The following is an 11,503-nucleotide window of genomic DNA, read 5'->3' on the forward strand; positions in this document are numbered from 1 at the left end:
ATTATAAACCATGACATTGGAAAACGAGCATCTCCGACTGCGGAAGTGCTCGTTTTTTTCTATTCTGAAGCTAGTTTTTGCCCAGCCTCTTTTTTATTTGAAGGGATATAGTTAAAAACTATATCTAACTATTGATTATTTGTATAAAGAAGATACCGCCAGTAGGTCAAATTAGTGATAGAATAGAAGTTACATTAGTGAGGCATCTGGTTTTTAAAGAAATTCCAGTCCTCTGACCAGTATTAAAGGAGAAGAACCATGTCAAAAGAACTACGCTTAGAAACTATTCTTGCTCACGCAGGTATCAACTCAGATGAAGCAACAGGTGCCTTGGCTGCGCCTATTCATTTTTCAACTACATATCAGCACCCAGAGTTTGGTAAGTCAACTGGCTTTGACTATACACGTACCAAAAATCCAACTCGTGCTACACTTGAAAAGACACTAGCAGCTATTGAAAAGGCAGATTATGCTATTGCGACAAGCTCAGGTATGTCAGCTATCGTCCTAGCTTTTGAAATCTTCCCAGTAGGAAGCAAGGTTCTAGCTGTGCGTGACCTTTACGGTGGTTCTTTCCGTTGGTTTAACGACCAAGCTAAGCAAGGACGCTTTGATTTTACCTATAAAAATACTGAGGCTGAGCTTCTCGAAGCCATCACAGAGGACACAGATATTGTCTACGTTGAGACACCGACAAATCCTCTTATGATTGAGTTCGATATTGAAAAAATTGCAGAGTTGGCTCATGCTAAGGGGGCAAAATTGATTGTGGACAACACTTTCTACAGCCCAATCTATCAAAATCCAATCACACAGGGTGCTGATATCGTTGTTCATTCAGCTACCAAATACTTGGCAGGACACAATGATGTCTTGGCTGGTGTGGTCGTGACAAATGATAAAGAGACTTATGACCAACTCTTCTACAATCTCAACACAACAGGTCCAACCTTGTCACCTTTTGATTCTTACATGCTTATGCGTGGTCTCAAGACCCTCAAGCTCCGTATGGAAAAATCAACAGAAAATGCCAAAGAAGTGGCAGCCTTTCTTGAAACATCTCCAGCAGTCAAAGAAGTTCTCTACACAGGAAAAGGTGGTATGATTTCCTTTAAAGTAGCAGACCAGGCTAAGATTCCAAATCTGATCAATAGTCTTCAAGTCTTTACCTTTGCAGAAAGTTTGGGTGGCGTTGAGAGTTTGATCACCTACCCAACGACACAGACGCATGCTGATATTCCTGCGGATGTGCGTGCCTCATACGGTTTGACAGATGATCTCCTTCGTATCTCTATCGGTATTGAAGACGTTCGTGACTTGATTGAAGACCTAGAAACAGCCTTGCAGGCTTAAGGAGGATTTATGGGAACTTACGATTTTACGACACGCCCTAATCGCCTTAGTCAGTTTACCTACAAGTGGCAGGAGACAGAAAGTAATCCTGATCTCCTACAAATGTGGGTGGCGGATATGGATTTTCTTCCTCATCCAGATATTCAAGCAGCTATTCTTTCTTACGCTAAAGAGCATGTCTTTGGCTACAACTATTTCCCAGACAGCCTTTATCAGTCTGTCATTGATTGGGAAAAGGCAGAGCATGGCTATGAGATTAGTAAGGAAGACATCGTCTTTATCGAGGGTGTTGTTCCATCCATCTCTATTGCAATTCAGGCTTTCACTGAAAAAGGTGATGCTGTTCTGATCAATTCACCGGTCTATTATCCCTTTGCACGTACCATTAAACTCAATGAACGTAAGCTAATTGAAAATTCTCTTCAAATTGTTGATGGACGCTTTGAGATTGATTTTGCCCAGCTTGAAAAAGAGCTTGTAGAAAATGATGTCAAACTTTATGTTCTTTGCAGTCCACACAATCCTGGAGGACGTGTTTGGTCACAGGAAGACCTCTATAAGATTGGTCAGATCTGTCAAAAACATGGTGTTATCCTAGTTTCAGATGAGATTCATCAGGACTTGGCTCTCTATGGTAATAAGCATCATTCCTTTAATACCGTAGATGATAGTTTCAAAGAATTTACAATCATTCTGGGTTCAGCTACTAAAACCTTTAACATCGCTGGTACCAAAAACAGCTTTGCTATTATCCAAAATGAAAAGCTACGCAAGGCATTCCAGAGACAGCAGTTGGCAAACAACCAGCATGAAGTACCGACAATTGGGATGGTAGCCACAGAAGCTGCCTTTAAACATGGCAAGGCTTGGTTGGAAGAATTCAAGAGTCTGGTGGAAGAAAACATTGATTTAGTGGTAGCTGAATTGGAAAGCAAGACTAAAATCAAGGTTATGAAACCAGAGGGGACTTACTTGGTCTGGCTTGATTTCTCAGCCTATGGTATCGCACAACCTGATTTAGATGCTAAATTACGCAAGGAAGCTAAGGTTGTTTTGAACGACGGTGCTCATTTTGGGAAAGAAGGCAAGTACTTCGCACGACTTAACGTTGCAACTCCAAAAGCGACCGTGGAAGAAGCACTAAATCGGATCATTTCAGTCTTTGGAGACTAGTTCGTTTTTCTAAAGATTTCCTAGTCTGCTTTTTACGAAATTCAGCTTGATATAAATAAATGAGAAATAAGTAGTTTACCTTAACTGGACTCATCTTTTTATGATATAATATCAGATGGAAAAAATAGAAGGCGGTTAAACACATGGGTAAATTTCAAGTTATTTCACATCCACTGATTCAGCACAAATTGTCAATCTTGCGTCGTACGGATACGTCAACTAAGGACTTCCGTGAGCTTGTTAACGAGATTGCGATGTTGATGGGTTACGAAGTTTCACGTGATCTTCCACTTGAAGACGTTGAAATCCAAACTCCAGTTGCAAAAACAGTTCAAAAACAACTTGCAGGTAAGAAATTGGCTATCGTTCCAATTCTTCGTGCGGGTATCGGTATGGTTGATGGGCTTTTGAGTCTTGTACCAGCTGCTAAGGTTGGTCACATCGGAATGTACCGTGATGAAGAAACGCTTGAACCAGTTGAGTACTTGGTTAAACTTCCAGAAGATATTGACCAACGTCAAATTTTCTTGGTTGACCCAATGCTTGCAACAGGTGGTTCAGCTATCTTGGCAGTTGATTCATTGAAAAAACGCGGTGCGGCTAACATTAAATTTGTCTGCTTGGTAGCAGCTCCAGAAGGTGTGAAAAAACTTCAAGATGCTCATCCAGACATTGATATCTACACAGCAGCACTTGATGAAAAACTCAATGAGCACGGCTACATTGTCCCAGGTCTTGGAGATGCTGGTGACCGTCTCTTCGGAACAAAATAAGATTGAAGGAAGTTGAGGGTTCACTCAGCTTCTTTTTTGTCAAAAGTAAGTTAAATATTTGACCTTTATTGACCAAAGGTCTATAATAAAAGCAATCATTACTTAAAAGCTCTTTGTAAAGGCTTTTTAGAATAGAAGTTAAGGAGAATAAAATGATTCCTGTAGTTATTGAACAAACAAGTCGCGGCGAACGCTCTTATGATATTTATTCACGTCTTTTGAAAGACCGCATCATCATGTTGACAGGTCCAGTCGAAGACAATATGGCAAACTCAATTATTGCTCAGCTTTTGTTCTTGGATGCCCAAGATAACACAAAAGATATCTACCTTTATGTTAATACACCTGGTGGTTCTGTTTCAGCTGGTCTTGCTATCGTTGATACTATGAACTTTATCAAGTCAGATGTTCAAACAATCGTTATGGGTATGGCAGCATCAATGGGAACAATCATTGCGTCATCTGGTGCTAAAGGCAAACGCTTCATGTTGCCAAATGCTGAGTACATGATTCACCAACCAATGGGTGGTACTGGTGGCGGTACACAACAAACTGATATGGCGATTGCAGCTGAGCACCTCTTGAAAACACGCCAAAACTTGGAAGAAATCTTGGCTAAAAATTCAGGTCAATCTATTGAAAAAGTTCATGCAGACGCAGAACGTGACAACTGGATGAGTGCCAAAGAAACCTTGGAATATGGTTTCATTGATGAAATCATGGAAAACAATGAATTGAAATAATTTCTATATCATAATCATGTTCACAATGGGAATGATTTGGGTTGAAGACAAAGTCTTTTTTTAGATACTTTCCTTAAGTGATGTCGGACGTCAGCGACTTCCTGCGGAATTCCATGACTAATATTTGAGCCTAGAGTCTCAAATATTCCGAGTGTAAGAAATGCTTTTATATAGGCATTTCTTACACTTTCAACACGGCGGAAGTATCTTGAGGTGCTCGCTAACGCTCGCATGAAATAGGAAGATTTATTTTAAACAAGCAGAGCTTTTGTATCCAATTCCGTTGAAAGTTAGGTTTTCTACATTCTGAATCATGTCCATAATGGGCATGATTTTCTTATGTTTAGCAAGTTGACTTGATGACTTAGATGGTAGATTTTTGTGCTATAATAAGACTATGTTAATCATTGATGAATCACTTTTTGAACTTGAGGATGCGGCTGATGATTTGGTGGCAGCTTTTTGGGAATTGCCAGAGGCTAAAATCTATCAAAATGCCTTGCAGGCTTTTGAAAATGATGGTCAACTTCAAGAGGATGTCAGTCTTTTTGTAGCCTTGAGAGAAAGGTTTGAAGAGCAGAAGGACTATATCAAATTTAGACCAGAAGTTAGAGAATTGAAGAAGCAGGTTTTGGCTCAGAAGCGTAAGGTAGACACAAATGAGAAAATGCAGAACTTGAGACAGGCTCAGACGACCTTGCAATCACTCTTGTCGGATCTTGCCCAAGACCTGTCGAATGTTGTTTCTGAGGATATCTTTGTCGATAGAGCTCTGCCATTTAGCCCACATAAGCGTCCCCATAAACCTGGAGAAAATATCATAGAAAGAGGATAGGATGGAAAAGACAGCACGAGTAGGTCTTATAGTCTATCTCTACTACAATAGAGATGCTCGTAAAATAACGAAATTAGGTGATTGTCATTACCATTCCAAACGTCTACGTTATCTTGTTTTATACGTTGATTTGGATGAGGTTGATGAGATTATTTCCTATTTAAAAGGACAACGTTTTGTTAAGAAGGTCTTAATTTCTGAATTTAATCAGATTGATCAAGATTTTGTTGGAAGTCTTCATCGCAATGAAGAGAGTCAAGTGTGACTGTAAGAGTCACTTATCTTGGCTCTTTTTCTTTTGGGCTGAAAACGTCTACACGGATTTGACTGGGTAAAATAGCTTGACAATTTTCAGATAATTCAGTATTCTATAGGTTGGACTTTTTAAGTAAAAATTAAGGAGAATAATTATGTCTAAAAAGATTACACTCGTTGTGTTAGCCTTTTTTGCATCAATCTTCCTTGCTGCATGTGGTAAGTCACCTAACGTTACTGCTAATGCTCAAGGTACTGAGATTGGTGACACCATTAAACTTGGTGTTAACTTGGAGCTAACTGGTAGTGTTGCTGCCTACGGGCAAGCGGAATTGAATGGTATTAAACTTGCTGTTAAAGAAATTAATGCGGCAGGTGGTGTTGACGGTAAGAAAATCGAATTGGTTACCAAAGATAACAAATCTGAAAATGCCGAAGCTTCAACATCATCAACTAACTTGGCAATCCAAAGTCAGGTTAATGCCATCGTAGGACCTGCAACGTCAGGTGCGACGGCAGCGTCAGCTCTTATTTCACAGAAAACAGGTGTGCCACTTTTGACACCTTCTGGTACTCAGGATAGCTTGACAGTGAACTCTGATGGTTCAACTAAAGAGTATGTCTTCCGTACAACTTTCCAAGATAGCTTCCAAGGACAAGTTTTGGCACAATATGCCTTCACTAACTTGAATGCTAAGAAAGTAGTTCTTTACTACGATAACTCTTCTGACTATGCTAAAGGTATCGCTGAAGAATTTAAGAATCAGTATAAAGGTGAAATCGTAACTGAAGCAACATTCGCTTCAGGTGATAAAGATTACCAATCAGCTTTGACTAAATTCAAAGATCTTGATTACGATGCTATCGTAATGCCTGGTTACTATACTGAAACTGGTATCATCACGAAACAAGCACGTGATATGGGTATCACAGCTCCAATCCTTGGACCTGATGGATTTAGTGATGCAACATTTGCTGACCTTGCTGGTGCTGAAAACACAACTGATGTTTACTATGTATCTGGTTACTCTACAAATGTGTCACTATCTGATAATGCGTCAGCTTTCATTAAAAACTTTAAAGCAGCTTACGGCTCAGAACCTAACCAGTTTGCAGCCCTTGCTTATGACTCAGTTTATATGATTGCGGCAGCAGCAAAAGGTGCTGAAAATTCAAAAGACATCGCTACTAACTTGGCTAAGTTGAAAAACTTCTCAGGTGTAACTGGTACGATGACAATTGATGCCCAACACAACCCTATCAAGACAGCCTTGATGGTTCGTATGCAAGACGGTAAAGAAGCATCCGCTGAAGCCGTTGAGGTTACAAAATAAGTTTGCCTGATCTAGTTTCAAATGGAGCTAGATGAGACTAAAATAACTAGAAAGTTTGGATTATATGTTTTTAGAACAACTTCCCCAACAACTAGTCAATGGTATTATCTTGGGTAGTATCTATGCCCTACTCGCCCTTGGTTATACCATGGTTTACGGGATTATTAAATTGATTAACTTTGCCCATGGAGACGTCTACATGATGGGTGCCTTCATCGGTTACTATGCCATCAATTCACTTCACATGAATTTTTGGTTCGCTTTGATCTTTGCTATGTTGGCCTGTGCCCTTCTTGGTATGATTATTGAGTTCTTGGCTTACCGTCCTTTGCGTAATTCAACTCGTATTTCTGCCTTGATTACAGCCATCGGTGTGTCATTCTTCCTTGAATACGGAATGGTTTACTTGGTTGGTGCAGACACACGTTCATTCCCTCAAGCAATCGAGATCGTAACCTATAAATTTGGTTCAATCAGCGTAACAAATGTTCAATTGTTGATTTTGGTAGTTGCCCTTGCTCTTATGGTAGCTCTGCAATTGATCGTCCAAAAAACAAAAATGGGTAAAGCAATGCGTGCTGTATCTGTTGATAGCGATGCTGCTCAATTGATGGGTATCAATGTCAACTCAACAATCAGTTTCACTTTTGCTCTTGGATCATCTCTTGCTGGTGCAGCGGGTGTTCTTATCGGTCTTTACTACAACTCAATCGAGCCTCTTATGGGTATGACTCCTGGTATTAAAGCCTTCGTTGCTGCCGTTCTTGGTGGTATCGGTATTATTCCAGGTGCGGCACTTGGTGGTTTTGTTATCGGTATTCTTGAAACAATGTCAACAGCAGTTAACCTTTCAAGTTACCGCGATGCCATCGTTTACGGTGTCTTGATCATCATCCTCTTGGTTCGCCCAGCGGGTATCCTTGGTAAAAATGTGAAAGAGAAGGTGTAAGACATGAAAAAGAATCTTAAAGTAAATCTTGCTTGGCTTGCTATCATTATCGGTCTCTTTGCCATTTTGAAAGTTCTTGAAATCACTGGAATCATGAACTTGTACTATGTTCAAATCTTGATGGGAATTGGTATCTCAATCTTGATGGGTCTTGGTACTAACTTGGTTCTTGGTTTCTCTGGTCAGTTTACACTTGGACAGGCTGGTTTCATGGCTATCGGTGCTTATTCATCAGCAATCATCACTAACTACATACCAACATACGATGGTTTCTACCTTTCAATGCTTGTTGGTGTCCTTATCGCAGCTCTTGTTGCCCTTATCTTCGGTATTCCTACCCTTCGTTTGAAAGGTGACTACCTTGCCATTGCGACACTTGGTATGGCGGAAATCATCCGTATTGCTATCGTCAATGGTGGTGAAGTGACCAATGGTGCGGCTGGTTTGACAGGTATCCTTCCTTACACAACTTGGCCAGTTATCTATTTCTTCGTTGTGATTATTATCATCCTAGTGCTTAACTTCCTTCGTTCTGCGACTGGTCGTCAAGCAATCACTCTTCGTGAAGATGAAATCGCTGCTGAGTCTATGGGTGTTAACGTCACTAAGATGAAAGTTATGATTTTCGTTTTCGGTGCTATGATTTCAGCTATCGCTGGTTCACTCTATGTCAGCTATATCGGAACAGTCGTTCCAAAAGATTTCACAATCATGAAATCAATTGATTACCTTATCATTGCTGTTCTTGGTGGTCTTGGTTCAATTACAGGTACTATCATTGCGGCTATCGTTCTTGGTATTCTTAATATGTTCCTCCAAAACGTTTCAAACTTGCGTATGATCATTTACTCATTGGCTCTTATCCTTGTGATGATCTTCCGTCCAGGTGGACTTTTGGGAACAAAAGAATTCTATCTTTCAAAATACTTCAATAAAAATAAGGAGGGCAAAAACTAATGGCACTTCTTGAAGTTAAAAACCTAACAAAAAACTTCGGTGGTTTGACTGCCGTAGGTGATGTTACTATGGAACTTAATGAGGGAGAATTGGTTGGACTTATCGGACCTAACGGTGCTGGTAAAACAACACTCTTCAACCTCTTGACTGGTGTTTACGAACCAAGTGAAGGAACAGTTACTCTTGATGGAACTGTTTTGAATGGCAAAGCTCCTTATAAGATTGCCTCTCTTGGTTTGTCACGTACTTTCCAAAATATTCGTCTTTTCAAAGATATGACTGTTTTGGAAAATGTTTTGATTGGTCTTGCTAACAAGCAACCATCACACTTGTTCGCGTCATTGCTTCGCTTGCCAAAATTCTATTCAAGTGAAGAAGAATTGAAAGCTAAAGCTTTGGACTTGCTTGCAATCTTTGATTTGGATGGCGAAGCTGAAACCCTAGCTAAGAATTTGGCTTACGGTCAACAACGTCGTTTGGAAATCGTTCGTGCCTTGGCAACAGATCCTAAAATTCTTTTCCTTGATGAACCTGCTGCGGGTATGAACCCACAAGAGACTGCTGAATTGACAGCACTTATTCGTCAAATTAAAGATCAATTTGGGATTACCATTATCTTGATTGAGCACGATATGAACCTGGTTATGGAAGTTACTGAGCGTATCTACGTACTTGAGTATGGTCGTTTGATTGCTCACGGAACACCAGATGAAATCAAAAATAACAAACGTGTTATTGAAGCTTATCTTGGAGGTGAAGCATAATGGCTATGTTAGAAGTTAAAAATCTATCAATTAGCTACGGTGCCATTGAGGCGGTTAAAAACGTTAGCTTTGAAGTTAACGAAGGTGAAGTTGTAACCCTTATCGGTGCCAACGGTGCTGGTAAAACCTCAATTCTCCGTACAATCTCTGGTCTTGTTCGTGCTAGCGAAGGTGAAATCATGTATGTTGGTAACGACATTTCAAAAACACCTGCTCGTAAAATCGTTGCTGACGGTTTGGCACAAGTACCAGAGGGACGTCACGTCTTCCCAGGTTTGACCGTTATGGAAAACCTTGAGATGGGTGCTTACTTAAAAACAAACAAGGAAGAAAATGCAGCAAACTTGAAAAAAGTCTTCGAGCGTTTCCCACGTCTTGAAGAACGTAAGGGTCAAGATGCAGCCACTCTTTCTGGTGGTGAGCAGCAGATGCTTGCCATGGGACGTGCTCTCATGAGTCAACCAAAACTCTTGCTTTTGGATGAACCATCAATGGGACTTGCCCCAATCTTCATTCAAGAAATCTTTGATATCATTCAAGATATCCAAAAACAAGGAACAACCGTTCTCTTGATTGAGCAAAATGCCAATAAGGCACTTGCCATCGCAGACCGTGGTTACGTCCTTGAAACAGGAAAAATCGTCCTTTCAGGAACAGGTAAAGAACTCCTTGAATCAGACGAAGTCCGCAAAGCATATCTGGGTGGTTAAAATGGTCTGGGAGACCATTTTAATCGACAAATAAGAAAAAGCACCGCAAGGTGTTTTTTCAATACATCGAAGTCTGGTAGACTATTTTAATCGACAGATAGGAAAAAGTGCCTTAGGGTGCTTTTTTCATAATCAAAGTTAGGGGAACCTTTTTATCTCATCAAATAAGAAAAAGCACCGCAAGGTGTTTTTTCAATACATTATCAAAGTTAGGGGAACCTTTTTATCTCATCAGATAAGAAAAAGCACCGCAAGGTGTTTTTTCAATACATCGAAGTCTGGTAGACTATTTTAATCGACAGATAGGAAAAAGTGCCTTAGGGTGCTTTTTTCATAATCAAAGTTAGGGGAACCTTTTTATCTCATCAAATAAGAAAAAGCACCGCAAGGTGTTTTTTCAATACATTATCAAAGTTAGGGGAACCTTTTTATCTCATCAGATAAGAAAAAGCACCGTAAGGTGTTTTTTCAATACATCGAAGTCTGGTGGACTTTTTTAATTGGTAGATAGAGAAAAGTGCCTTAGGGCGCTTTTTTTCATAATCAATGTTAGGGGAACCTTTTTATCGTTTGCTAGAAATAATTAATTTTTTTGCTAAATATTTTCATTTGCAAACTTTTTTCAATCTAACTGAGTAAGCCTTTTCATTTTATGTTATAATAGAGCCAAGGGAGATGCTAGTATCTAGCTATTCCGTGTTAGAGATGAAGGAGAAAAGACTATGGCTGTTAGAGATTTTATGAGCACCAAAGTTGTCTATGTATCACCAGATACAACTGTTGCGCATGCGACAGATATTATGAGAGAGCAAGGTTTGCGCCGCTTGCCTGTTATTGAAAATGACAAGCTAGTAGGTCTTGTTACTGAGAGTTCTATCGCTGATGCTAGCCCATCTAAGGCGACTAGCCTTTCTATTTTTGAGATGAACTATCTGCTCAATAAAACTAAAATCCGTGATATCATGATCAAAGATGTCATAACCGTTTCTAAGTTTGCTTCTTTGGAGGATGCTATCTATCTTATGATGAAAAATAGCATAGCTGTCTTGGTAGTTGTGGATGATGAGCAGGTTTCAGGTATCATTACAGATAGAGATATCTACCGTGCCTTTCTTCAAATTTCAGGTTATGGAGAACGTGGTGTTCGCCTTAATCTGCTAGCTAGTGATGAGGTTGGTGTCCTGGAAACAATTATTCACACGATCACAGAGGAAAATCTCAATATCAGAAGTATCATGTCTGTTCAACGAAAATCAGGTAAAGTAGCCATTGAAGTTCAAATCGAACGCGATGACTTTGATACTGAAAAATTGAGACAAAGTCTTGAAGCAAAAGGTTTCGAGATTGAGTCATTAGAAAAAACAAGTCCTAAAGTAGGATTTTAAGAAATAGAAGGAGAGTTTGAAATCATTGAATTTCAAACTCTTTTTGATAGTCTTCTTAGGTCGGACCTAGAATAGTCTACTGTTGAAATCCTTATGTTATCGTAGCTATTTTTCTTTTGTCATTTAATACCCACCTGTCAGGATAGGACGGTTAACAATGAAAATGATTTCTCATAGGTTAGTGTAAAATAATACTCGGTAAATCGTTTACAGGTTTTCAAAACGAAAAAAGTCCTATATCCTAGGAAATGCAAAAAAAGTAACCTAGAAGG

At 39.6% G+C, this 11,503-nt stretch carries 12 protein-coding genes; all 12 read left to right on the forward strand.

Going from position 1 to position 11,503, the window contains the following annotated elements; all coding sequences use genetic code 11:
* The first annotated feature begins 258 nt into the window (after nt 1–258).
* The 12 genes from JOC28_RS09370 to JOC28_RS09425 all read left to right on the forward strand — a co-directional run bounded on the left by JOC28_RS09370 (nt 259) and on the right by JOC28_RS09425 (nt 11,231).
* Entirely contained in the window at nt 259–1,353 is a 1,095-nt protein-coding gene (locus tag JOC28_RS09370; RefSeq protein WP_205010431.1) for a cystathionine gamma-synthase, read from the forward strand.
* A 9-nt stretch (nt 1,354–1,362) separates the two neighbouring features.
* Nucleotides 1,363–2,526: a MalY/PatB family protein gene (locus JOC28_RS09375; RefSeq protein ID WP_205010432.1), complete on the forward strand. Its 1,164-nt coding sequence runs from the start codon at nt 1,363–1,365 to the stop codon at nt 2,524–2,526.
* 143 nt (nt 2,527–2,669) lie between these two features.
* A complete protein-coding gene (gene upp, locus JOC28_RS09380; protein ID WP_205010433.1) occupies nt 2,670–3,299 on the forward strand; it encodes a uracil phosphoribosyltransferase in 630 nt (209 codons plus the stop codon).
* A 152-nt stretch (nt 3,300–3,451) separates the two neighbouring features.
* Nucleotides 3,452–4,042, forward strand: coding sequence for an ATP-dependent Clp protease proteolytic subunit (locus tag JOC28_RS09385; protein WP_205010434.1), 591 nt, complete (start codon nt 3,452–3,454; stop codon nt 4,040–4,042).
* Between the two features lie 397 nt (nt 4,043–4,439).
* Entirely contained in the window at nt 4,440–4,877 is a 438-nt protein-coding gene (locus JOC28_RS09390; protein WP_205010435.1) for a YlbF/YmcA family competence regulator, read from the forward strand.
* Nucleotide 4,878: 1 nt separating this feature from the next.
* Complete coding sequence (locus JOC28_RS09395; RefSeq protein WP_205010436.1) at nt 4,879–5,142, forward strand: DUF2129 domain-containing protein; 264 nt, start codon at nt 4,879–4,881, stop codon at nt 5,140–5,142.
* A 145-nt stretch (nt 5,143–5,287) separates the two neighbouring features.
* Nucleotides 5,288–6,466, forward strand: coding sequence for an ABC transporter substrate-binding protein (locus tag JOC28_RS09400; protein WP_205010437.1), 1,179 nt, complete (start codon nt 5,288–5,290; stop codon nt 6,464–6,466).
* A gap of 64 nt (nt 6,467–6,530) precedes the next feature.
* A complete protein-coding gene (locus JOC28_RS09405) occupies nt 6,531–7,415 on the forward strand; it encodes a branched-chain amino acid ABC transporter permease (RefSeq protein ID WP_205010438.1) in 885 nt (294 codons plus the stop codon).
* 3 nt (nt 7,416–7,418) lie between these two features.
* Nucleotides 7,419–8,372, forward strand: a complete 954-nt coding sequence (locus JOC28_RS09410; protein WP_205010439.1) for a branched-chain amino acid ABC transporter permease — start codon at nt 7,419–7,421, stop codon at nt 8,370–8,372.
* The gene (locus tag JOC28_RS09415; protein ID WP_205010440.1) at nt 8,372–9,136 is read left to right on the forward strand and encodes an ABC transporter ATP-binding protein; all 765 of its coding nucleotides are present in this window, start codon (nt 8,372–8,374) and stop codon (nt 9,134–9,136) included. The genes JOC28_RS09410 and JOC28_RS09415 overlap by 1 nt, the downstream gene beginning before the upstream one ends.
* Nucleotides 9,136–9,846 (forward strand): ABC transporter ATP-binding protein, encoded by a 711-nt coding sequence (locus tag JOC28_RS09420; RefSeq protein WP_205010441.1) that lies wholly within the window; start codon nt 9,136–9,138, stop codon nt 9,844–9,846. Before JOC28_RS09415 ends, JOC28_RS09420 begins: the two co-directional genes overlap by 1 nt.
* A gap of 722 nt (nt 9,847–10,568) precedes the next feature.
* Nucleotides 10,569–11,231 carry a CBS domain-containing protein gene (locus JOC28_RS09425; protein ID WP_205010442.1) on the forward strand — a complete coding sequence of 221 codons (663 nt, stop codon included), beginning with the start codon at nt 10,569–10,571 and terminating at the stop codon, nt 11,229–11,231.
* Nucleotides 11,232–11,503 lie beyond the last annotated feature (272 nt).

This window comes from Streptococcus loxodontisalivarius, from assembly GCF_016908645.1.
GTDB classification, from domain to species: domain Bacteria; phylum Bacillota; class Bacilli; order Lactobacillales; family Streptococcaceae; genus Streptococcus; species Streptococcus loxodontisalivarius.